Here is a 23,133-nt window from a genome sequence, read left to right as displayed (position 1 = left end):
ACGAGGTGATTCCGAATGAATATGAACCCGAGCATGATGCAGCAGCAGCGCCCCAAAAGCAAAGGCAGCATATGGGCGATGTACAAACGGATGTTTTTCCACGTCAGCTCCCGCTGGCCGCTTATGATTGCCGCACTTGTCTGCATTATCGCCGTATCACTGCTTGAATTTGTTATCCCGCAATTGACGCAATATACGATTGACCATGTCATTCCCGGCCATAAGTATGACGCGCTTCCGATGATCGGAATCGGCATTCTTGCAACCGCTGTATTACTCGGACTGTTCAACTATTGGAGCTCCCTGACCATGGCTTCTGTCGGGCAGCGGGCCATTCTTGACCTGCGCAACGAATTGTACCGCCATTTGCAAAAGCTCGACGTCGGTTTTTTCGACCGCAATCGCACTGGCGACCTCATGTCCCGCGTGACCAACGATGTCAACATGCTGCAGCAGCTGATCTCCTCCGGCATGTTATCCATTGTGACCGATCTGTTCACGTTCGTTGCCGTCGCTGGTTACATGCTTTGGGTCGACTGGCGGCTTACGCTTCTTGTGCTTGCCACCTTTCCATTCATGATTATGACAACCCGCTTCTTCAGCAAAAAAATGCGCTTCTCGTTCAAACGAGTACAGGAATCCGTGTCTGAGGTCAGTTCCCATCTGCAGGATACGCTGACTTCGATCCGGCTGATTAAGTCGTTCTCCAGCGAAGATTACGAGGTGCGCCGCTTTGCTGATCGAAGCGAAGCCAATATGAACGCAAACCTAGGCGCCGTGAAGCTCCGGGCCGTCTACGAGCCGATTATCGATTTGTTAAACTTCATCGGACTCGCGGCCGTCCTGCTGTTCGGTGCCCGGCAAACGATGCATGAAGCGCTGACGCTTGGCACAATTGTCGCTTTTATGGCTTACGTCAGATTGCTGCAAAACCCGGTGAAGCGATTCAGCCGCACGATGAATACGATTCAGCAATCGGCAGCCGCTTATGAGCGGATCGTGGAAATATTGGGTGAGGAGCCCGCTGTCCGGGAGAAGGAAGATGCGGTTCAATTGCCTGTCGTGAGGGGAGAAGTTCAGTTCCGCAATGTCAGCTTTGCCTACCATAACGGCGCTCCGGTACTGAAGCAATTTAATCTGGAGATGAGAGCTGGAGAAATGACAGCGCTGGTTGGCTCTTCCGGAGCCGGCAAGTCGACGATCGCTCATTTGCTGACGCGGTTTTACGATCCGCAGGAGGGCGAAGTGACGATTGACGGGTACCCGCTTACCGAGGTCGGTTTAAAATCGCTGCGAAGCCAAATGGGTATTGTATCGCAAGAAATTTGGCTGCTGAACGGCACCATTCGGGAGAACATCGCCTACAGCAACCCAGACGCAGAGGAAGCTGATATTATAGCAGCAGGAAAAGCGGCAAACGCCCATGCCTTCATCATGGATCTGCCGGATGGCTATGATTCGCAGATTGGCGAACGGGGTGTTAAGCTCTCGGGCGGGCAAAAGCAGCGTCTGTCCATCGCCAGAGCGCTGCTCAAAAATCCGCGTCTAATCATTCTAGACGAAGCGACGTCCTCGCTGGACAGCGAATCGGAGCGCGCAATTCAGGATGCGCTAGCCCGTCTGCTGGCTGGACGCACCTGTCTCATTATCGCCCATCGGCTGTCAACGATCCGGCAGGCGGACCGCATCTACGTGCTCGACAAGGGCCGTGTTATTGAGGAAGGCAGCCATGAGGCGCTGCTGGAGAAGCAGGGCCGTTACCGCCAGCTCTATGAGCTGCAATTCCCGCAGCGGGATGAAACGGATGCGAAGTCTGTAACTACCGGGCAAGGTAAACCGGCCAGGTAATTAAATATTGCAAAGCAAAAGCCAGCGCCGCCATTGAACCGCTCCTATTTGTTAGTCGCGACTAGTAAACAGGAGTCGTTCAATCAGAGGGACACTGGCTTTTCTTCTTAGGAATCTAACTTCTTAGGAATCTAACTTCACAGGACTACTTGCTGGAGCTTCCTACCACCCAATCGCCGCACCGTCGCTGCGCGGATCGAAGCCCCCGCTTAAGACGCCGTTTTTGCCAATGGCAATCGCATGCGCATGCCCCATGATGCCGTCTACATCCTTCGCAACACGTACAAGATGACCGGCTTCCGTCAATTGCTCCGCTACTTCGCCGCCGATGCGTCCCTCGATCTTCAACTCTTGGGTAGGCGCACCCCAAGTGCGGCCCCACACCCATCTTGGCTCGCTCACCGCCGACTGCGGGTCCATGTCGAAATCAATCATTCGCGTCAGTACCGCCAGCTGCGTCTGCGGCTGCCCTTCGCCGCCTTGCGTGCCGAACAGATGGGTTGGTGACCCGTCCCGGCAAGCCATTGCAGGCATGAGCGTATGAAAGGTCCGCTTATGCGGCATCAAGCAATTGACATGCTGCGGATCAAGCGAGAAAAACGACCCTCTATTTTGCAGCAGAATGCCGGTATCTCCCGCAACTAACCCCGAGCCAAATTCGAAATACAAACTTTGGATGAAAGAAACCGAGTTCCCTTCCTCGTCTACAACTGCGGCATACGCCGTATCGCTGCCGACAGGTTGAGTATTAATCGGCCGCGCCTTTACCGGGTCAATTGATGCGGCCAGCTCCGCCGCGTATGTCTTGCTAAGCAGCCGTTCCAGTGGAATGTCAGCAAAGTCGGGATCAGTCAAATAGCGGTTGCGGTCGCGGAACGACAGCTTTAACGCCTCTACAATCGTATGATAATAGCTATAAGAGCCGTGCCCCATTTGCTTCAAATCGAAATGCTCCAAAATGTGCAGCGCCATCAGCGCGACAAAGCCTTGCGAGTTAGGCGGCACCTGGTAGACGTCGTACCCCCGATAAGAGCCCTTGAGCGGCGTGACCCACTCCCCGCTATGATCTGCAAAATCATCCAGCGTCAGCAATCCGCCTATGCCCTGCAAGCTGTCCACAATGGATCGGGCAATCGGACCGTTGTAAAAGCCGTCGCGCCCTTGCTCGGCAATCAGCTTGAGCGACGCCGCCAGCTCCTTTTGCACAAAAAGCTGTCCCGGTTTGGTGATCTGTCCGTTAGGCAAATATATCGCAGCCGTTGTAGGCTGTGAACGAAGAATCTGCTCCTGATGCACAGTAGTCTCATATTGATCCGGCGACATCGGAAAGCCTTCCTCGGCATAGGTGATCGCTGGCTCAAGCACCTCGGTAAAAGCCAGCCGGCCATACCGGCTCTGAACCGCATGCCATCCGTCCACCATGCCAGGCACGGTGATCGCACTCCGCGGTCCTCTTACCGGAATAGCCTCCTCACCGGCGTACGCGTCCATCGAGGCGCGGTATCCTGACCGGCCGCTTGCATTATAGGCGCGAACCTCGCCGTCCTCCTTATGATAGGACAGCCAGAAGGAATCACCGCCCATGCCCGTCATATGCGGATATACCACCGCCAAGCAGGCGCTGACAGCAATCGCCGCATCAAAGGCGTTGCCGCCCCTCTCCAGCATTCGCGCTCCCGCAGCGGTTGCCAGATGATGCGGGCTGACTATCATTGCTTTTGTCCCCATAACCGACTTCTTCGTTGTCTCCATGCGCTCTCCACCTTAACTGGCATCCTTTATTTTCATGTATTTGAAATAGACCTGAATGAATGAACCCCGACTATTAGTGATTAAATAATGTCACTTAATCTTACATCACTTTTTAAAAATACCACGCCCGCTGGATTGAGGCAATTCCTTTTTTCGAAAGATAATTCACTATTTTATGTTGATCACGAACGAAAAAGCATATATATTAATTCGTATAGTAAATAAGTCGGCTGTATTAGATTCATTTTGAAGGTTCAGCCGTTTCGAGACGAAGGGAGATTCTATGCAATCCAAAACAACAATTCCGATTGAATCGGCAAATATCGATGAGATTGATCGTAAAATCATTTCTGCCCTGCATGTTAATGGCAGAATTTCTTACACGGATTTGGCTAAGGATATTGGTTTATCGAGAGTCGCTGTACAAGCGCGCATTAATGCTTTGATGGAGGAGGGCGTCATCGAACGATTCACTGCCGTCATTAATCCGGAGAAGATCGGCATTACAGTATCCGCTTTTTTCAATGTCGAGGTTGAGCCGAAGTTTCTGCATGAGGTGGCTGATCAGTTGTCAGACGAACCAGAAGTGACCAGCCTTTATCATATGACCGGACCAAGCAAGCTGCATATGCATGGGCTGTTCATGAACAATCAGGAGATGGAAGCGTTCATGCGCGAGAAGCTATACACGCTGCCCGGCATTATGAGCGTCGATTGCCAGGTGCTGATTAACCGCTACAAAAGCCGGATGGGGATGAGATTATGAGTACCCCAACGCCTCCTTCCGCGCAGGGCTCTATCCCGCTGCCAGCGGGCGGCGGCTCGCGCGGCAAAACATACGGTGAGCTAAGCTGGGCGATGATCAAAACCGGTATTTTAGGCTATGGGGGAGGCCCATCCGTTATACCATTGATCCGCTATGAGGCGGTCACCCGCTACAATTGGATCAACGACGAGGAATTCGCCGAGATTTTAGCTCTAGCTAATGCCCTGCCAGGTCCTATCGCCACCAAAATGGCCGCTTACCTTGGCTATCGCAAGCAAGGCTGGCTAGGCGCGACGGTTGCGGTGCTTGCTCATATTTTACCGTCATCCGTTGCCATGATCGCTCTGCTGTCGGTCGTTGACGCACTGAGCGGCTCTGCCGTCGTACAGGGAATGATTGCAGCAGTCATACCGGTTATCGCCGTCATGCTTGGCGTCATGGCTTATGAGTTCGGAAATCGCGCACTTAAAGGATTAGGCGCTGTATTCGGCATTGCCATGTGCGCCATCGCATTTCTGCTGCTGCAAATCTTGCATGTTCATGATGCGATCGTCATTATTCTTTTTCTGGCTTACGGAGCTGTTCATTTCAACGTGATCAGACGGTTCAAAGACCGGAAGGACAAACGCCGAAAACTGACAGAGACAAGCGGGGAATAGACAATGATGGATTGGATTGAACTCATTATTGGTTTTTTTATTGCGAACGTGCTTGGATACGGGGGCGGACCTGCCTCCATTCCGCTTATGTATAATGAAATTGTTAAAAATTACGGCTGGGCAACGGACAGCCAATTCTCGCAAATTCTTGCGCTGGGCAATGCACTGCCAGGGCCCATTGCAACCAAAATCGCCGCGTTTGTCGGCTATAACGTTTACGGAGTCACCGGCCTGCTGCTGGCGCTCGCCGCAACCGTCATTCCTTCCGCAGCGGCTCTCATCTTCCTGCTGAAGCTGCTGTCCAAACATCGGCAATCGCCGGCTGTAAAAGGACTGACGCTGCTCGTCCAGCCGGTCGTTGCCATTATGATGGTGCTGCTCACCTGGCAAATGGCGAATACTTCCGTGCAGTCCTCCGGCCTATGGCAGACGATTGGCATCGCCGCCGTCGCTTATTGGGCGATGGAGCGCCGTAAAATTCATCCGGCGATCGTCATCTGCGCCGCCTTCGTCTATGGCGGCCTCGTGCTGTCGCATACGATGGTGTAAGTTGCGCGTAATGGAAAAGAGGTATCCCCCTGTTGTTGGGGATACCTCTTTTTGATGCGTCAGCTTACGGTTCTCGCTTAGTTGGTTGGCTCATGTTGGCTACATTCCACGAGCAATTCCCATCCTATTGTTCTCTAGTTACTTTTCAAGCCCGCGCACACATTCCTGCTTCATCCATCATTCCCACTGCACGCACCAAACGATATGTAAAAGTAACATTTGCTCTCCCCCGGCCGACAACCAACTCCAGCAAGGGGACCTTCGCTATTTCGCCTCAGCCGCCACTTTATGACGACTTAGCCCTCCTTGAACGAACCTCGCTTCGTTAATTTGCGAACCTGCTTCGCTAACCACCGCCAACCAACTAACTAATCACTTACAGCGAACCTATTTCGCTGTTTTGCGAAGCCAGCTTCGCTATTCGGCCCGCCGTTAAACCTTCTGCGACCTACAGCGAAGTATTCTTCGTTATTGGTGAACCTAGGTTCTGGGATTGCGAAGTTCTCTTCGCTATTTCGCCTCAGCCGCCACTTTATGCCGACATAACCCTCCTAGAACGAACCTCACTTCGCTAATTTGCGAACCTGCTTCGCTAAATACAGCCAATCAACTAACTAATCACTTACAACGAACCTACTTCGCTGTTTTGCGTAGCCAGCTTCGCTATCCTCCCCGCCAGCAGGCCGCCGGACAAATTCCAAGCTACCTATTCCTACGCCCACTCCCCCTAATACCTCATACCAAAAAAAAGAAAAAGCCTGCTCGGCAAGAGAGCGATCCAAAGACCGTCCCTGCCCAAGCAGGCCATTTCACTTCCACTTCACTTCATTCACTAACCCATTAAATCGTAGTGTCACGCGGGTAAGCGCGGACTTTCTCGCTAGGCGATGATGGCGAGTCCAGCTCGTCATCCGAGCGCATGAACGGCCAGTAGTTGGCTTTGCCGAACATACGGACCATGACTGGGATGAACAGCGGCAGCATCACAAGTGCGTACATGAACAATCCGCATAGTACGATCGTTGCAATTTGCAGCAGCGACATAACCCCTGAAGGCAGCATCGCCGCGAAGGTACCGCCGAGAATAACGGCTGCCGACATAATGACGGTGCCCATATTCTTCATCGCTTCCAGTATTGCTGCAGATGGCGAAAGGTGGCGATATTCCTTGAAGCGATCCATCAAGAAGATACTGTAGTCGATACCGAGCGCGACCAGCATGACGAAACCAAAGAACGGCACCGCCCAGCTGAGGCCGGAATGTCCAAGCAATCTTACAAAAATCACTTCCGTAATCGCCATTGACGTGTAGAACGTAACGAGCAGCGACGCGATCATATACAGCGGCATAATGATCGAACGGAACAGAATAATGAGAATGATGGAGATACCAATCAGCATCAAAATAACGGTGCGGCTATAATCCGCATTCGAAATATTGCTCAAATCGTTATTCATACTCGATACGCCGCCAACCGCATAAGTAGCACTGCTATAAGCAGTATCTTTTAGAGCGCGGCCTACTGCAGCTTCCAGCTCGTCGATCTGCGACATCGTTTCTTGCTCATACGGATTGCCGCTGAATACGACGTCGAGTTTCGCTGTTTTGCGATCTTCCGACAAATAAACGTCAAGCGCTTGCTGGAACTCCGGCTTGTCGATCGCTTCCTGCGGAATGAACCAGCCGGTAATTTGCTTATTCGCCGAAGAGGAAAGCTCGCTCAAGTACCCTTTCGCAGAAGAAAGACCATCAGTCACTTGCGTCAAGCCGTCGACGCTTTGATCCAAGCCCCCGGTCAACTGGCTAAGCTGTCCGTTCAAATCTGCAAAGCCGGACTGCAGCTCCTTCTGTCCGCCTGCAAGCTTATCGAAACCTTGCGTAACGCTAGGCAGCTTCGATACGATCTGCCCTTGACCTGCAGCGGCTTGCTCAATACCTTTTTGCAGCGCGGCAATACCGTCTGCTAATTGGCCTAATCCTTGCGCCAATGCCGCTTGCCCGCCGGAAGCCTGCTCGAAGCCGCCATTCGCTTGCTTCAAGCCGCCGGCTACGCCGCCAAGCTGCGTATTGAGCATTGCCAATTGCTGGCCAAGACCCGCAGCGCCTTGCTGCATTTGCGCAACCGAAGCAAGGGCCTGCACATACGCCTCGTCATCCTTCAGCTCCGGATGGCTTTGCTCCAGACCCGCCAAGCCTTTGCCCAGGCTCGCCAGTCCGTCAGCAAGCTTCGCTTGCTCAGAAGCGATTGCGCCATAGGCTTGCGTCAATTGGCTAACGCCAGATTCCGCTTGCTTGTAGCCGGCAAGCAAATCTTTGCTGGCGGCCGCAAGCTGCTCCGCGCTCACCTTTGCCTGGCTAAGCCCTTCGCTCAGCTCCTTAGCACCAGCAGAGCCGTCCAGCAAACCTTTTTCAATCTGCTTCAGTCCATCGCCCAGCTGGACGACGCCTTTTTTCAACGCGTTTGTACCATTTACCAGATCACCTACGCCATCAACGGCTTGATTCAGTTTCGGCGCATTGTCGCTCAGCGCTGCGCTGGCTTCAGATAACCCCGAACCAATCTGACCCAGACCGTCGCCGCTTTTGCCTAAGCCGTCTTCCAGCGTTCCGACTTGATCGGTAACTAAGAAATCATCCAGCACTTCGCCAGTTGGACGGGTCGCGCTGCGAATCGTCTTCACGCCTTCAACTTTGCCCAGTTCCCGGCTTACTTGCTCCAGTGCAGCCAAGCCTTCCGGGGTATCCATAGGCGTATCCGATTTGAGCACGACAGTCGAAGTCAAGGATTCACCTGGCCCAAAGCTGTCTGCAATCAGATTGAACGCTTTAACGGAATCATATTTATCGCCGATTTCATCCAGCGAGTTAAACGAAATAGAACCCTTATACGCGGTAAGGAAAGGTACGATCAGCACCGCCAAAATAACGAGCGCCCATACTGGACGTTTCAGCGAGAACTTGCCAACCGCGCCCCAAAGTCCGCTTGGCTTGTGCTCCAGCGAGCCTTTGGAAGGCCAGAACAGCTTCGGCCCCAGCACCGCCATGAAAAACGGTACGATCGTGAACAACGCCACGAGCAGCACAGCAATCCCGACGGCTACAGCTACCGCTGAGCGGTACAATACGAAGGTCGAGAAGCCAATCGATGCGAAGCCCACTAATACGGCCAAGCCGGAGAATAGAACGGTTTTACCCGCCGTTTTGTAAGTCGCAACGATCGACTCCTGAATGTTGCCGCCACGATGCGACAGCTCTTCCTTATACCGGCTGATCAGCAGGATACAATAGTCGGTTCCGATGCCGAAGAGGACAGCCACCAGAAAAATTTGCGTAAAATTCGATAGCGGGAACCCAAAGTATTTCACCAGATAGGCTACGATGGATTGCGATACTAAATAGGTGAAGCCAACGGTCAGCAAAGGCACGATTGGCGCTACTGCCGAACGGAAAACGAGGAATAGGATGACGAGAATGAAGCCAACGGTAATAAATTCAGTTTTCTTCAGTCCATCTTGCGAGCTCTGCATCACATCTTCGGAAATAATCCAGTTGCCCGTATAATAATGATCCACTTTCACGTCCGACAATGCATTGTAGAGGCCGTCACGCACCTCAGATAAGTCGGCACCATCGAGATTGACGTTAACGAGGGCAATCATCGTTTTGCCGTCTTTTGCAAGCATTTGAGCCTTTAATTCAGGAGTGTCCAGGTGAGTCGTTATGGTGGAAATACGCAGCTCATCCTTGCGGTCCTTCAGCTTGTTAATACCAGCCTGAACGGCCGTCATATCACTGTCCGACAATCCCTTACCATCGTGGAAAACAAGAACAGTGGCCGCTCCGCCTCCTCCGCTCTCTTTACCCTCAAACTGTTTGATCATCTCAGCAGCATTAGTGGACGAATAACCGTCCGGCACTGTAATCTGACCCTTATCGCGAACGAGATCCTGCATATTCGGGGCGCTTAGCATGAGGCCGACAGCTGCTACCAGCCAGACCGCCAGTAAGACCCATCTTAACTTTAATACGGTTCTCATTTATCTCTAACTCCTCTCAATCTCCATGGTTTCCGTCATTACTTTGGCTAACTTCTCGAACGTATTGATGAATTGAAGGGCTTCCTCCTCCTCAAAATGATTCAAAAACTTGGAAATCATCTTTTGAATCTCGTCCTCGATCGAATCCGACAACCGCTTTCCTTCCTCCGTCAAACGGAGCAGCGTAACACGGCGGTCCTTCTCATCCGGATGCCGTTCAATGAGGTTTTTATCGAACAACCGCGTAGTGATCGCGGTAATCGAACTTTTGCCTACACAGAATATATCTGCAAGGTCCGTTGATTTAGCTACACCCACCGACCGCAAATATCGGAGCGTAGCGAACTGGTCTACAGTAAGCGCCTCAGGCATCAGCTCACGGATCATGGCGGTCAATCTTGTATTCACTGTAAAATGTACCGATTCGTAGCGCGATATAATCTGTTTTAAAAATTCAACGTTTGGTGCGGTCATTACAGCGTCCCCTCTCTTTCTCTGCGTGTCCATATAGTTTCATAGTAGAACTATTCGATTATTGAACTATAACTAAAAACAACCCCCTCCGTCAAGAAAGGGATCTGTGAAAAAACTGTGAACGAGCGGTTAGCCCTGCCAGTATCTAGAATAATATGGCTGATCGGCAGACATTATGATGTAAAATGTTGCAAAAGGGAAGCAGGCAGCGGTAGAACGCTGTATGCCGATTACCGACATAGAGCTCCGTTGCCCCCCGCCATCGAGAGGTTTATAATGGACGGTCCAGACCTTGTTGATACAGGCAAGAAGCAAGCAGTGCGGCTTGGCGCGGAAATCAAAGAGGAGACAGTTCAAAATGTTACGCCTATCGAGGGAGGTCTATCCGTCGTAACCGATCAGGGCACGTACGAGGCAAGCATGTACTGCTGGCAACTGGTGCGCTGGCGGATCTCGCCGAGACGATCGGCGCTGCTACGAAATCTGGAACAGAGCCGAGAATCAAGATAATTGTCGACGTCGATGCGGCTGGCCGGACAAGCATCCCCGGCATTTGGGCAGCGGGAACAGTAGCCGGCGTAAGCGTGCACGCCGTTATTACAGCGGGCGGCGGCGCGAAGGCCGCCATCAATATTATTAGCGAGCTGAACGGCGAGCGTTATGTCGATCATGACGTGATGAAAGCTTAATTTGTACGCCAATAAGGAGCTGCCGCAGCAGTTCCTTTTTCGTTTGTATCAGGTCACTCATTGAACACCCTCAGTACGATACGTTTTTCTCACGGATTCTCGCTTATTCGCAGGATTTCGCCCGGTTGGTTAAGGATGAAAGACAAGACCGATCGCAGCCGTTGCTGCTATTCGACTGAAGGAAGACGAGACGAAGGATGACCACGGTAACGAAAAGACGATCCTGCCAAGCGAAACCGCGCCGATAACTACGAATATTCCCCTATCGATCCGTTATCCCGTCCATGACGGCTTACAAACTGCTTCGGGGAGCAGCCGAAATGTCTTCTAAACAACTGATAAAATTGAGCGGGGCTTGCAAATCCCACTCTGCCGCTGATTTCGGTTACCGACCAAGTCACCGTAAGCAGGAGTTGCGCGGCCCGCTTCATTCTTCGCATTTGCACATAAGACGTAAACGTCATTCCCATTCCTCTCTTAAACAGCTTGGCAAAATAACTGCCGTTGTAGTTCAGCTCCCTGCTGATATCAGCAATCAGGCAGGATGTCTCGAGCTGCTGCTCAATCAGGGCTAACGCAGGCCGCAGTTTTTCTGCCAGATGCGGGTCCATCGGTGCAATAACCTTCCTTTCATCGCTCTGAATCAGTGTATACAAAAGCATTTTGAAGCTGGCATTAACGGCCAGCTCATAACCTCTTTTCTTGGCCGTAATATCCTGGAACATCCGATTGAGCAGAGCATAGGCTTGTCCCTTTGACACGGATCGGCTGAGTGGCTCATTCAGCATCGTCAGATTGGCGGATTTACCGGTAAAAGCCGCATAATACGTCAGCATGGACGGGTCCATAAAAGCGGCCATATCAACGTGGCATACGATGTAAACCAGTTCGGATTGTCCGTATTTATGGGATCGATGCAGCTCATTTGAGCCTAGCAGCATCACATCGCCGCCCCGCAGCGGATAATAATATTTCGTTGTTTCGATGGCCATCGTACCCTTCAGAACGGCAATCCACTCCACGTCCTCATGATAGTGCCATGGACCATACACCTCAGAGGCTGGACTTTTGTGGTTGATCGTCCATATTTTCATCCGAAAATGAGGATCTGCGTAATCGACCTGTTCCCTGTCATAAGCATTAAAACTCGCTTCCATTTTCCTGCCTCCAAATTGGCTATAGTGCTTTTATCGTATCATGAATGTCCGTTTTCAAGACAAAAGGATCGGCTATCAAGAGGCTTTTTCAAGGGCTTGCCTTTACAATATAGAGAAAATGCCAAAAGCCGAAGGGGCCGTCTGAACATGAGTGACTATCAGCATCTTTCCCATAATCATGACCTGAATTTACCTTCCTGGGGACCTTATGCCAAGCAATATATAGGCCTCTCCCATATTAACGATCCCTCGAAAGGTGTTCGTTTTGATTTAAGCTTAATGCCGGGATTCTATCGACGAAAAATAGACATCCCTAATGTTTTATGGGAATCCGGCTATCATCCCTGGGAGGCTTCACCGGATTTCAGCCATTTCTCCCACCGCCATGAGCTGGAATGGAAAGACCGTGTTTACGCGGATATATCGTTCAGCCGGATTGATGAGCAGAGCCGGCTTATCCGAGTTAACTTCAGCAATCAAACGGAGCAACCGCAAAATCTGGTGCTGCACGCTATGGCTTCGCTCCAGCCTCCCAGGCTGCCGGGACATGGCGAAGTCCAAATCTTCGCGGAAGCACGGCTTCCGTATGGAGCTAAGTGGGTAGATGCGCTGGATTATAAGGAATTGATCTTTGCCAAGCCGCGGCCTGCAAATGGTCTGGTGTACGACGGATTGTCGCGCGGAGAAATTCGCGGACAGCATTTTACGGGAGGGTCGGCAATCGGTTCCCCGTTCGGAATGGATGCCGGAGATCTGCTTCGCTACGAGATAAACATCGAGACCTCTCTGAAGGACGCCGTGTTCCTGCTGCGCGGACAAGCCGTACGGGGCGCGGAGCTCGAGCTTTGGCTCGGGGAGCATGAGCACCGGCTTCAAATGGAACCATCGGGCAGCTTAACGTTATCAGAAATACATATTGGGAACTTGCCTGCAGGCAAAGTTGCAGTTTATCTTCGCACACGGAGTGTTAACCCGCTTGTTCTTGACGGCTTTACGCTTGTAGAGCAGCAGACTTCCAAAGAGGTAACGTTCGTAGATCTCCCTTGGCGCATCGAACCGGAACTGCTGGAAGGGCCCGTTCCCGGCAGCCTCATTCTTCATTATCCGGATAGTCCCTGCTATTACGGCTTGTTGTGGAATTATCCCGACGTGGAGATCAGACAGTTCCTAAGCGACGAGCTAGATCAATTCGCCCGCCATACGGTGCACAATCATGTGAGTACGATTTTGCATGGCAACGGAAAAGGACATTATACGAATGTGTTTATGCGTCCGATTTCCCTAAACCCAGCATCCTCTCTTATTCTTCACGGCATGGTGTGCGGCGGGACTTTGGAAGAAGTACTTGCCCGACTGGCAAGCTTTTCGTTGGATGCCGGCAGCTGCGAGTCTATTTATCTAGCGGAGCGCCAGAAGCTGGAGCCTCCTCTTGCTTATCCTTCGGGCGACCGTTATTCCTTCAGCCAGCAGCTCATGCGGGCAACCTTGCTGACAAATACGGTTTTCCCGGTCTATATCAAGCGTACATTCATTCGTCACAACACCCCGGGGAGATGGTGGGATTCCCTGTACACATGGGATTCCGGGTTTATCGGACTTGGCTTCGCAGATCTCGATGACAGCCGGGCAATTGATTGCTTAAATGCTTATATGACGGAGCCGGGAGATCCTGAAGCTGCCTTTATTCATCACGGCAGCCCGGTGCCCGTGCAGCATTATTTGTTCCATGAGCTGTGGAATCGCAAACAGTCTCCTGAGTTCCTGAACTATTTCTACCCGAGATTACGACAATACTATATGTTCCTCGCAGGCAAAATAAATGGTTCCACAACGGACGTATTTCAAACCGGACTGCTTCAAACCTGGGATTATTTCTATAACTCCGGGGGTTGGGATGATTACCCGCCTCAGAAATACGTGCATGAGCTAAAATTAGAATATAAAGCAGCTCCCGTCATTACAACGAGTCAGCTCATTCGAATCGCCAAAATCCTCAGGATGGCGGCGGCAACATCCGATAATTGGCAAATGGATACCCAGGAATACGACAAGGACATCCGAAGATGGAGCGATGCCCTCAATGCTTATGCCTGGGATGAGGAAGCAGGCTGTTACGGCTACGTGCTGCATAATGAAGAAGGAGAATACGAAGCTCTCCTGCGCCACGGCTCTGAAGCGAATTACAATAGCGGATTGGACGGTCTATACCCGCTTCTAGCAGGAATCTGCGATAAAGAACGTACCCAGCGTCTCATTGACACCTTGTTTGATGAAAAACATTTCTGGACGCCAATCGGCTTATCCACCGTCGATCAAGGCGCCCCTTATTATCGGGCAGACGGCTATTGGAACGGTGCGGTCTGGATGCCCCATCAATGGTTTTTCTGGAAAACCATGTTTGATTACGGTTACCCGGACCTTGCTTACCGAATTGCAAACACGGCTTTGGAATTATGGAAACGCGAGACCGAAGCCACTTACAACTGTTACGAGCATTTTATCGTGCAGTCGGGGACCGGCGCTGGCTGGCATCATTTCGGCGGGTTATCGGCCCCTGTGATTAATTGGTTTGCAGCCTATTATGAACTGGGCAAGGTTACGACAGGCTTTAACGTCTGGATGCTTAAGCAACACTGCAAGGATGACTACACGGAATACGGCTCGGAATTTCATTATGCCGGACAAGCCGATCAGCCCTTTCATATAAGGGTCAATCTGGCCGAAGGCCTGTCATACGAGGCTACAGGTACGGGATGCGACGTATTATGCTCCTGTCATCCTGACGGAGGCGTGGAGCTCATCATAAGCAACTGCTTGCCGTATGCGTCATTCTGGATTCGGCCAGCTTAAATCAAATTAAAGGCCTGAATGCGCTATTCATTCAGGCCTTTATCTTTGCTTACTGCTTCAATGCCGGAATCTTCACGGTTACGGTCGTCCCATAATCAATCCGGCTTTCAATTGTAATCCCGTACCTCTCTCCAAAAAGCAGCCGGAGCCTATTGTGAATATTGGTAAGTCCAATGCTTTCCGACGATTGGCCGTCTAACGCGCGTTCCGGATACTCCTTGTCCAGCTTGGCCTGCAGGGCGGCCAGCTCCTCCGGCTCTATTCCTTTCCCGGTATCCCTAATACAAAAGCACACATCTCCCTGCGCATCCATGCGCCCGGCAACCTCAAGCCGCCCCCCTTGGTCCATTCGCTCAAGCCCATGATAGACGGCATTCTCTACAATAGGCTGGAGAATCATTTTTGGGGTACTCATCTCGAGCAGGCCCTCTTCGACATCGATGTTCATGTCGAATTTATATTCGTAACGAATTGAGATAATCTTCATATAGGCCTGAATACAGTCTACTTCTTCCTTGATCTGTACAAGCTCATCTTGTTTGATGCTGTACCTGAAAATCTTGGACATGGATGACGTCATTTGCGCAATTTCCCTGCTTCCGTAATCCAATCCGATACTGCTGATGCAATTCAGCGTATTATACAGGAAATGCGGGTTGATCTGGCTCTGCAGGGCAGAAAACTCCGCCTGCTTCTGACTGAGCTCGGATTTGTACAATCTGGCTTGGGTATTAAACATATCCCTGGTCATTTCCTCCATCTCATCCATCATCCGATTGATGTCTCGGGCAAGCGATCCTACTTCATTGGTAGACCGGACTTTAATCCGGAAGCCCCTGTCCCTTCCCCCTACCCGTTTCATATCCAAAACAAGCCCCATCACCGGCTTCATCAGGCTATTCATAAAGAAAATGCCCATTATGATCAAAATGAGAATCATGCCAATCCCCACAATAATACTGACTTTCCTCATGGGGTTCATGTCGGAAGTCAATTCGTGAACCGGTATCATACTCACAATCCGCCACCCGTCCGCCTGCTCCAAACCTTTGACCTGAACGAGAATTTGTTCTCCGTCGATGGTTGTTTTTACTCCGTTAAGCAGGTTGTCCTTATCCATAGACAATACATCCTTGAACAACATGCCGCGAGCTTTCGGATTCGTGGAAGCAATGACCTCATCCTGGCTGTCCAGAATGTACAACGTGGAGTGCAACGTCAATTCCGTATTTTCCACAAGCCCCTGCAGCTTGTCCATATTGACCATTATGGTGAAGTAACCCGTTATTTCGGAGAAATGGATTCCCCCTATCGATTCTACAATCGGTTCAATATAAAAAAACTGTTCCGATCCCGTGTTATCGTCTTTTAACGTAGTGGTGAACTGCCCCTTTTCCCGAAGTGAAGGGTCCTTCTTATACGTTCGGATGAAGCTGTCATAACGTTTGAGAAAGAAAATATCTCCGCCCGAGGAATCCAAACTGTAAAGCTGTTTCCCGCGAACGTCATCAATGACGATTCCGCTCACATACGAATTAAAGGATCTCATATAATCCATGAGATCCAGTGCATAATTACCGCTATCAAACGCCCTCTTGTAATCATCATCCACTACGGTATATTCCTGAATCAGTTTGCTGTTGACCGCAATGCCGGTGCTGACCCGGATATCATTAAAGACGGTATCAATCTTACTTCGCGTTTGCTCAATCATTTGGTTCCCGAAATTGGCAGCCCTATTCTGGGTGAGATGAGAAAAGCTATAAAAGAAATACAACACCATAGCTGTAAATATAACGATGGCGAAAAAAAAGATAAGCCATATCTGATGTTTTAATTTCAGTCTACTGGTCTTCATGGCTTGCCGCTCCGTTCATCGTTAACTGTTTTTTCTGAATTTCGAAGGGGTGATCCCGCAATGCTTCTTGAAAACTTTATTGAAATAGTAATATTCCACATACCCGGTCTGAATGGCGATCTCCTCAATCGATAAGTCGGTTTTCTTCAATAGCTCACGGGCTTTCTTAATTCGGAGCTCCGACACATATTCGGAGAAGGTTTTGCTGAGATACTTCTTGAACAATTGACAGCAATACACTTGATTAATGTAGAACTGGGCGGACAAATCTTTCAAATACAATTTCTGTTCATAGTGACCGTCGATATAGGCTACCATCTTGTTGAAGCAAGACAAGATGTCTCCTTCGTGCAAAGAGCGGTTGTTCCCTTGCTTGATGGAGACGAGAACGTCATGCAAAAAGCTGCACAACGATTCGAAGTGTTCGAATCGTTCCTTAATCTCGGAATAATTAAGGAAATCCATCTCCATATCTTTCAATTCCTCCGCATAAGCGTTGACTAGGATCCCGACGGCCTGATTCCATAAGTAAACAACCTCGCTCATGCCAAGCTGCTGATCCTTGAAGTAAGCCTGCAGCCCATTGATGTACGCATCCATGTCGCCAAGTTGGTTCCCCTGTATGATCCGATGAATCTCATCGATACATGGTTTCACCAATTGAACCTTCGGCTCGTAATGAACGACTCTTGCACCTTCGTCCAAAAAAGCCTGGGAAGAGGACAGATCCGCTTCTTTAATCAGCTTGCTCATATGCGTTAGCTGGCTGGAAACGCTGCTGATGCCCACCGTATTCATGCCAGTATTTTTCAAAACTAATTCATCCCATACCAAACAAGCTTTATGTTCCGTCATCAGAACGATCAACTTTTTATTCGTTCCGGCCTCAACTTCTATAGTCGCGACAGGCTTTCCTTCCAAAGAGAGCAGCTTTCTGAAATCTAGATTGTCGCCTTCGAAATCGATGGAAAGCACTTGGTAGTAACATTCATCCGCACCTTCGGGAAGCGGCAGATAACGTTTGATCTCTTCCTCATTGGGAGAGGTGAGCGCATCCAGAAGAAGTTGATTGCGTGCCGCGCTTCTTATGGAGAAATGCTTGGCAAGCTCCGCAATAAACGAATCTGCCAAATCTACGTCCAGGGGCTTCAGGAAATAATTAAGCGCGCCGTAGCGCAGCGCTTCCTGAGCGTATTTAAATTCCGCATATCCGCTAATGACGACAAACTCAGTGTCCAATTCATGCGCTTTGGCTCTCTGCATAAGATCGAGTCCCGAAATGTCCGGCATCCTGATATCCGTAAATACCAAGTCAGGTTTTTCTGTTAGGATCGCATCCCACGCATTGTAAGCGCTTGTAAATTGGCCTATAATTTCAAAACCGTTTTTCTCCCAGTCAAAGGCGTTGCGGATTCCTCGAATCGCCCACGACTCATCATCTACAATTATGACCTTGTGCATGGGTATCCCCCTGAACATATTTATTTCTTGCGAATAATAGCAGAGCTTCCCGGCAATAGCAATTCAAAATACGGATAAACCATGGTGTACAATGGTTTATCCGTATCTGATGACTTACTTGCTGCTCTCTTTAATTTTGTAATGCTCGATATTCTCATCTTGAACGACTTTACCGCCAGCGTCCATATATTCTTTCACCAGCTTATCATACAAGGCGTCGAATTCTGCCGGCTTGGCAACGATCAGTCTATCCATCATCTGCTTGTTCATATCACCCAGCGTTTTGCCGTATTTGATGCTGGCTTCGTTCGGAACCCCATAGTAGAAGGCAGTAAAGCCGTCTGTCGTATTGATCTTGTAAGAATCGACAGCCAATTTCTCATAGGCTTTATCTCCGGTTGCCAAGGCTGCTGCGTACGTTTTGACATTCTTTTCGGTGTCACCCAGCTCCGCGCCGTTTACAACCAGCGTATAATCCAGATTGAGGTTGCTCATCTGCATATTTTCGCCGGTTTGCGCAATCCCTTGCGGGATGCCATCCACCATGGTGTGGTTAACGCCTTCTTCGCCGAACTGCAGGAAGAACAACACCTCCGGATCAGCCATCCAGTTCAGATACTTCATAGCCAGCTCCGCATGTTTGCTGCTTTTCGGAATGAATGAGAAAAGTCCGTTTTCATTATACGTCTCTTTTATATATTTCCCGTTCGCGTTCTTGAAGGCATCGATAGGAACATAGTTCGCATCCGGCGCATTTTGTTTCAGCGGCTCGCGAATTTTTTGCACCATCGGATAATCCCAGTTGGCCCCATAGAAGCCTACCTTGCCGTTCGTTACGTCGGCATCCGCTTGCTTAGCTGTTTTGTCCAAAGCGAAGTCGGGGCTGATCAGTTTTTCCGAGTACAGCTTGTTCAGCCATTTATACGCGTCCTTATTGCCGGGCTTCAGCCAGTTGGTGGTGGTAACGAATTCTTCCTCCGACATTGGGCCCCAGAAGGATGGAACCAGATTGCCAAACGTGTAGTTCAAGCCGGAAGCCGCAGTCGCCCAAGGAATGACACCATTTACATTGCCAGGGTTCTTGTCGCGGAAGGCAACAAGCGTGTCGTACAATTCGTCCTTATTAGTCGGAACGGGCAGTCCCAGCTTATCGAGCCAATCTTTGCGGATAAACAATCCGTTCCAGGCAAGCAAAGTCCGCTTCGCCGGGATGGAGACTTGTTTGCCCTCATATTTCCCGTAGTCAAGAACGGTATCGCCAAGATAAGATTTCAATTGCTGGCCATGCTTCTCGATCAATTCGTCCAGCGTATATAGACCATTGGTTTTGGCAAAACGGGTTACGGTTGTACCGTCATAAGTGAAGGAAATATCCGGCGCTTCGTTGGCAGCCATCAAAACATTAAGCTTGTCGACTTCTTGGGAACGAGGTACCGAAACATATTTTACAATGGCATTATTAGGCTTGCCGAATTTCTCGTTGACGTAATTGGTCCACGTATTGTTATTCAAGTCCGGCTGTCCCTGAATACCTCTGTCGAACACTTCTACAGTCAAGGTTTCTACCGGACCGGAAGTTGCTACTGCTGCCGGAGATCCGCCGCTTGATGCCGCTGGTTCATTATTGCCGTTATTTCCGCTGCAACCAGCCATAACACAGGCCAGTAACGCTGTACTAAGCAGAATGGCTGCTTTTTTCATTGTACCTGTATTCACTTAAAACCACCCTTTCAAATGATAAATATTGAAATGATTCATACCACATATCTTCTTTACACCCACCAGCCCAGCCCGGAATCACCCCTTTCAATCCGGTCTTTATCCTTATCAGCCCTTAATAGCTCCCGTCATCACGCCGTCTACAAAATACTTCTGTAGCTTGGGATAGATGAGTAGTATTGGGATGGTTGTAAACATAACGCTGGCCGCCTTCAGTGACTCCGGCACAATAAAGGAGCCGGCGCTACCTTCTCCGCCTTGTTGGCTATCCAGCTGCTGATTGGCCGAAATGATCTGGTACAGCTTCATCTGCATCGGATACAGATTTTTGTCCGTAATGTAGAACAGCGCATCCTGGAATCCGTTCCATCTGTCCACCGCATAAAATAGGCTCAATGTGGCGATAGAGGGCAGCGACAGTGGAAGCACAATTTTCATCAGAATGCCCAGATCCGAGCAGCCGTCAATAGCGGCCGATTCTTCCAGACTTTCCGGAAGGTTGGTGAAGAACGTCTTCAGGATGATTAAGTTAAACACACTCATGGCGCCCGGCAACACCAAACTCCATACCGTATTCATCATCCCCAGGTTTTTAACCAGAATATAAGAAGGAATCAAACCGCCGCTGAAATACATCGTGAAGACTAGCGCGGAAAGAATAAAGTTTCTTCCCATCAGCCTTTTTTTCGTTAATGGATACGCTCCGCAAATGGTCAAGAACATACCCACCACGGTGTAGAATACCGTAAGCAGAATACTGTAACCAAGCGTATACAGCATCTCCACGTCGCTTAAGATCGTTTTGTACGTTTCCAGCGTGAAACCTACTGGCCACAGCCCTACTTTTTGAGAAATAATCGCTTCGTTGGAGCTTAAGGAAAGCGCTATCATATATAGGAACGGAACGATACATGTGAACGATAACGCCACGATAAATACGATAATGACAATATCCGCCACGCTCATTTTTTTCTTTTTGCCTAAGCTGCTCGCCATGCTCACCATATCCCATCCTCACCCAATTTCTTCGCGATATAGTTAGCGCCGATCAGCAGAATCAGGCCAACGACGGATTGGAACAATCCTACCGCTGTTGCCTGGGAGAAATCCCCCGAACTAATGCCAACTCTATATACGAATGTACTGATAACGTCGGAGTAGTCGCTCACTAATGAATTGCCCATTACAAACGGTCGATCGAAACCGATGGACACCATCCTGCCAATCTGGAGAATCAGCAAAATATTAATCGTAGACTTAATGCCGGGCAATGTAATATGCCATACTTTGCGAAGTCTGCTGCAGCCGTCAATATCGGAGGCTTCATACAATTCTTTATTAATTCCCGTCATGGCCGCCAGATAGATGATCGTACCCCAGCCGATTTGCTGCCATACGCCAACGGAGATATACGTCATTAACCAAGGTACCTTCTGCGACAGAAATTCGATTTTTGCAAGGCCGAGGTTGGCCAGGAACGTGTTGACCATGCCGCTGTTGGAGAACATCAGATAGACCATACCGCCTATAATAACCCAGGACAAAAAGTGAGGCAGATACAACACGGTTTGCGTAATTTTCTTGAATTTTGCCGCTCTCACTTCATTGAGCAGTATCGCTAGAATAATAGGCGCCGGGAAGCCCGCGATCAAGTCATAAACATTCAGAAGCAGCGTATTCTTAAGCGCACGGTAGAAGCTGTCCTGCTGGAAGATGAACTGAAACACGTCCATCCCAACCCACTCGCTCCTCTTAATGCCCGCAAAAATGTTGTAATCCTGGAACGCCATAACGACGCCGTATATCGGGGCATATCTGAAGATCAGGATATATGCAAGGGGCAGCAGCAAGAGGGCGAATAACCATTTGTCTCTTTTGATGTTGTGAAGAAATTTGTTTTTCTTCTTTTTTGAAGCGTAGTCTTGTTCTAAAACCGCTTTCATTTCTCTCATCCCTCCGACTGTATAAAGGAGCTGGTATAATTTCATTATAGCTACCGGGGAAATAATAAAAATGTAATCATTTAAATGAATTTGGTAATAACTTAAAATCGTATCGATATAAGTAATCCGGATAAAAAAAGAGCCCTGATTGCTCGAGGCCACTGAAGAACTTAAGCTTTTTTTATGCTGTAAAATGTCGCAAAGGGGAGAAGTTCAAAGCTGCAAAACGGAGTATGCCGATGACCAGCATGAAGCACCGTTGCCCCTCTCTATTTAGAGGCTTATACTGGAAAGGAACGGATCGAAAACGATTACATTTGAGGTTGGGATGATGTACGATATCGTTATATTCGGTGCAGGTCCAGTTGGCCCCAGCGCAGCCATAACGGAAATCGGCGATCCTGACCTTGTCGATATAGGCAAGAAGCAAGCGCTGCGGCTAGGTGCAGAAATAAAAGAGGAAACGGTACAAAATGTAACGTCTATCGAAGGCAAGTTGTCGGTCGTTACCGATCAGGGCATCTATGAAGTCAAGCATGTGCTGCTGGCAACAGGCGCACTGACGGATCCCGCCGAGACGATCGGCACTGCTACGAAACCCGGAACGGTGCCGAGAATCAAGACGGTCGTCGACGTCGATACGGCAGGCCGGACAAGTATTTCCGGCGTTTGGGCAGCGGCACCGCAGCAGGCGTTAGTGTACATGCTGTCATTACAGCAGGCGATGGAGCAAAAGCAGCCATTAACATCTTCAGCGAATTAAACGGCGAACGCTATGTCGGCCATGACGTTATGAAGGCCTAAACCAACCTATATACAACAAAACAGGAGCGATATCGAAAGACAGGCCATTTGGCCCCCTTCCCGATACCGCTCCTTTATTTTCCCCGCAATCCAACGCCCGTTATGCAAAAACAGCCAAATTAACAAAATGCAAATGTACATTAGCATGCCGGGCCTCATTCGTCGGTTCGGCTCGTTCTACCCCATGTAAATGTACATTTGCATTTTGGGGCGTAGTGTGATGACAAGCCGCTTAGGCGTCGCCTCCCGCCTCCGTATCACTTCCGCTGTCAACCGATGTCTGATCATTGCTGCCTGACGAGCCGTCGTCCGCTTTCCCTTGCGAGATGGACAAGCTTGCAGCCGGAGTCGCATAGACGTTCTCCACGGACAAACCTCCGCCAAGCGCCAGCATTAACGCTAAGGTCGTAGCCGCCCATGCTCTGCTGCTTTTCCTCTTCATCAACATCTCCTCCTTCCTGAGCAAATGAATAAGTACAACCTCTATCCTAAAGACCTTAGCTTAAGGCTATATGAAATTCGCTTAAAAATAGGATGAAATACAGCTTGGGAAGGCGTAAATTCAT

Annotated in this window: 15 protein-coding genes and 2 pseudogenes; 7 read left to right on the top strand and 10 right to left on the bottom strand. The window is 49.8% G+C overall.

The genetic code is table 11. The features are described 5' to 3' along the window. Positions 1-15 precede the first annotated feature (15 nt). Entirely contained in the window at positions 16-1,848 is a 1,833-nt protein-coding gene (locus IEX98_RS16125; RefSeq protein ID WP_188890214.1) for an ABC transporter ATP-binding protein, read from the top strand. A 162-nt stretch (positions 1,849-2,010) separates the two neighbouring features. Here IEX98_RS16125 and ggt read toward each other — a convergent pair whose 3' ends face one another. Then, entirely contained in the window at positions 2,011-3,600 is a 1,590-nt protein-coding gene (gene ggt / locus IEX98_RS16120) for a gamma-glutamyltransferase (protein ID WP_188890213.1), read from the bottom strand. Between the two features lie 283 nt (positions 3,601-3,883). Between ggt and IEX98_RS16115 the strand changes: the two genes are divergently transcribed. From IEX98_RS16115 to IEX98_RS16105, 3 genes are read left to right on the top strand one after another with little or no spacing between them, the layout of a single operon-like run. After that, positions 3,884-4,366 (top strand): Lrp/AsnC family transcriptional regulator, encoded by a 483-nt coding sequence (locus IEX98_RS16115; RefSeq protein ID WP_188890212.1) that lies wholly within the window; start codon positions 3,884-3,886, stop codon positions 4,364-4,366. Continuing rightward, positions 4,363-5,025, top strand: a complete 663-nt coding sequence (locus IEX98_RS16110; RefSeq protein WP_188890211.1) for a chromate transporter — start codon at positions 4,363-4,365, stop codon at positions 5,023-5,025. Before IEX98_RS16115 ends, IEX98_RS16110 begins: the two co-directional genes overlap by 4 nt. A 6-nt stretch (positions 5,026-5,031) precedes the next feature. Next, a complete protein-coding gene (locus tag IEX98_RS16105; RefSeq protein WP_188890294.1) occupies positions 5,032-5,574 on the top strand; it encodes a chromate transporter in 543 nt (180 codons plus the stop codon). Between the two features lie 840 nt (positions 5,575-6,414). Here IEX98_RS16105 and IEX98_RS16100 read toward each other — a convergent pair. Together IEX98_RS16100 and IEX98_RS16095 are read right to left on the bottom strand one after the other, a co-directional pair. Continuing rightward, positions 6,415-9,612 (bottom strand): MMPL family transporter, encoded by a 3,198-nt coding sequence (locus tag IEX98_RS16100; protein ID WP_188890210.1) that lies wholly within the window; start codon positions 9,610-9,612, stop codon positions 6,415-6,417. Positions 9,613-9,618: 6 nt separating this feature from the next. Beyond that, a complete protein-coding gene (locus tag IEX98_RS16095) occupies positions 9,619-10,086 on the bottom strand; it encodes a MarR family winged helix-turn-helix transcriptional regulator (RefSeq protein ID WP_188890209.1) in 468 nt (155 codons plus the stop codon). 276 nt (positions 10,087-10,362) lie between these two features. Between IEX98_RS16095 and IEX98_RS29195 the strand changes: the two are divergent. Further along, positions 10,363-10,775 (top strand): annotated as a pseudogene (locus tag IEX98_RS29195) (FAD-dependent oxidoreductase); the annotation flags it as partial. Positions 10,776-11,023: 248 nt separating this feature from the next. Here the strand turns inward: IEX98_RS29195 and IEX98_RS16085 are convergent. Continuing rightward, positions 11,024-11,932, bottom strand: a complete 909-nt coding sequence (locus tag IEX98_RS16085) for an AraC family transcriptional regulator (RefSeq protein WP_188890207.1) — start codon at positions 11,930-11,932, stop codon at positions 11,024-11,026. A gap of 147 nt (positions 11,933-12,079) precedes the next feature. On the opposite strand from IEX98_RS16085, the gene IEX98_RS16080 reads away from it, so the two are divergent. Then, complete coding sequence (locus tag IEX98_RS16080) at positions 12,080-14,782, top strand: MGH1-like glycoside hydrolase domain-containing protein (RefSeq protein ID WP_188890206.1); 2,703 nt, start codon at positions 12,080-12,082, stop codon at positions 14,780-14,782. A 49-nt stretch (positions 14,783-14,831) separates the two neighbouring features. Here IEX98_RS16080 and IEX98_RS16075 read toward each other — a convergent pair whose 3' ends face one another. The 5 genes from IEX98_RS16075 to IEX98_RS16055 form a co-directional block, all read right to left on the bottom strand. Then, complete coding sequence (locus tag IEX98_RS16075; protein WP_229692213.1) at positions 14,832-16,496, bottom strand: cache domain-containing sensor histidine kinase; 1,665 nt, start codon at positions 16,494-16,496, stop codon at positions 14,832-14,834. 165 nt (positions 16,497-16,661) lie between these two features. Continuing rightward, positions 16,662-18,101: a response regulator transcription factor gene (locus IEX98_RS16070; RefSeq protein WP_188890204.1), complete on the bottom strand. Its 1,440-nt coding sequence runs from the start codon at positions 18,099-18,101 to the stop codon at positions 16,662-16,664. A 114-nt stretch (positions 18,102-18,215) separates the two neighbouring features. Further along, a complete protein-coding gene (locus tag IEX98_RS16065) occupies positions 18,216-19,817 on the bottom strand; it encodes an extracellular solute-binding protein (RefSeq protein WP_229692212.1) in 1,602 nt (533 codons plus the stop codon). Between the two features lie 111 nt (positions 19,818-19,928). Further along, positions 19,929-20,825, bottom strand: a complete 897-nt coding sequence (locus IEX98_RS16060) for a carbohydrate ABC transporter permease (RefSeq protein WP_188890203.1) — start codon at positions 20,823-20,825, stop codon at positions 19,929-19,931. Further along, positions 20,819-21,763: an ABC transporter permease gene (locus IEX98_RS16055; protein ID WP_188890202.1), complete on the bottom strand. Its 945-nt coding sequence runs from the start codon at positions 21,761-21,763 to the stop codon at positions 20,819-20,821. Before IEX98_RS16055 ends, IEX98_RS16060 begins: the two co-directional genes overlap by 7 nt. A 331-nt stretch (positions 21,764-22,094) precedes the next feature. On the opposite strand from IEX98_RS16055, the pseudogene IEX98_RS16050 reads away from it, so the two are divergent. Then, positions 22,095-22,567: pseudogene (locus IEX98_RS16050) on the top strand (pyridine nucleotide-disulfide oxidoreductase). A 232-nt stretch (positions 22,568-22,799) separates the two neighbouring features. Here the strand turns inward: IEX98_RS16050 and IEX98_RS16045 are convergent. Beyond that, positions 22,800-23,009, bottom strand: a complete 210-nt coding sequence (locus IEX98_RS16045) for a hypothetical protein (protein ID WP_188890201.1) — start codon at positions 23,007-23,009, stop codon at positions 22,800-22,802. Positions 23,010-23,133: the final 124 nt, after the last annotated feature.

Origin of the sequence: Paenibacillus radicis (ex Gao et al. 2016), assembly GCF_014641555.1 — a bacterium.
GTDB classification, from domain to species: Bacteria; Bacillota; Bacilli; order Paenibacillales; family Paenibacillaceae; genus Pristimantibacillus; species Pristimantibacillus radicis.
Note: the sequence above shows the minus strand (reverse complement) of the source record. Positions and strands in the feature narration are given on the sequence as shown.

Bases quoted from the DNA above. Each gene is read 5' to 3' on its own strand.
- IEX98_RS16085 (WP_188890207.1), bottom strand. From the start codon at position 11,932: ATGGAAGCGAGTTTTAATGCTTATGACAGGGAACAGGTCGATTACGCA.
- IEX98_RS16110 (WP_188890211.1), top strand. From the start codon at position 4,363: ATGAGTACCCCAACGCCTCCTTCCGCGCAGGGCTCTATCCCGCTGCCA.
- ggt (WP_188890213.1), bottom strand. From the start codon at position 3,600: ATGGAGACAACGAAGAAGTCGGTTATGGGGACAAAAGCAATGATAGTC.
- IEX98_RS16055 (WP_188890202.1), bottom strand. From the start codon at position 21,763: ATGAAAGCGGTTTTAGAACAAGACTACGCTTCAAAAAAGAAGAAAAAC.
- IEX98_RS16080 (WP_188890206.1), top strand. From the start codon at position 12,080: ATGAGTGACTATCAGCATCTTTCCCATAATCATGACCTGAATTTACCT.
- IEX98_RS16125 (WP_188890214.1), top strand. From the start codon at position 16: ATGAATATGAACCCGAGCATGATGCAGCAGCAGCGCCCCAAAAGCAAA.
- IEX98_RS16045 (WP_188890201.1), bottom strand. From the start codon at position 23,009: ATGAAGAGGAAAAGCAGCAGAGCATGGGCGGCTACGACCTTAGCGTTA.
- IEX98_RS16075 (WP_229692213.1), bottom strand. From the start codon at position 16,496: ATGATTGAGCAAACGCGAAGTAAGATTGATACCGTCTTTAATGATATC.
- IEX98_RS16115 (WP_188890212.1), top strand. From the start codon at position 3,884: ATGCAATCCAAAACAACAATTCCGATTGAATCGGCAAATATCGATGAG.
- IEX98_RS16060 (WP_188890203.1), bottom strand. From the start codon at position 20,825: ATGGTGAGCATGGCGAGCAGCTTAGGCAAAAAGAAAAAAATGAGCGTG.
- IEX98_RS16070 (WP_188890204.1), bottom strand. From the start codon at position 18,101: ATGCACAAGGTCATAATTGTAGATGATGAGTCGTGGGCGATTCGAGGA.
- IEX98_RS16105 (WP_188890294.1), top strand. From the start codon at position 5,032: ATGGATTGGATTGAACTCATTATTGGTTTTTTTATTGCGAACGTGCTT.
- IEX98_RS16100 (WP_188890210.1), bottom strand. From the start codon at position 9,612: ATGAGAACCGTATTAAAGTTAAGATGGGTCTTACTGGCGGTCTGGCTG.
- IEX98_RS16095 (WP_188890209.1), bottom strand. From the start codon at position 10,086: ATGACCGCACCAAACGTTGAATTTTTAAAACAGATTATATCGCGCTAC.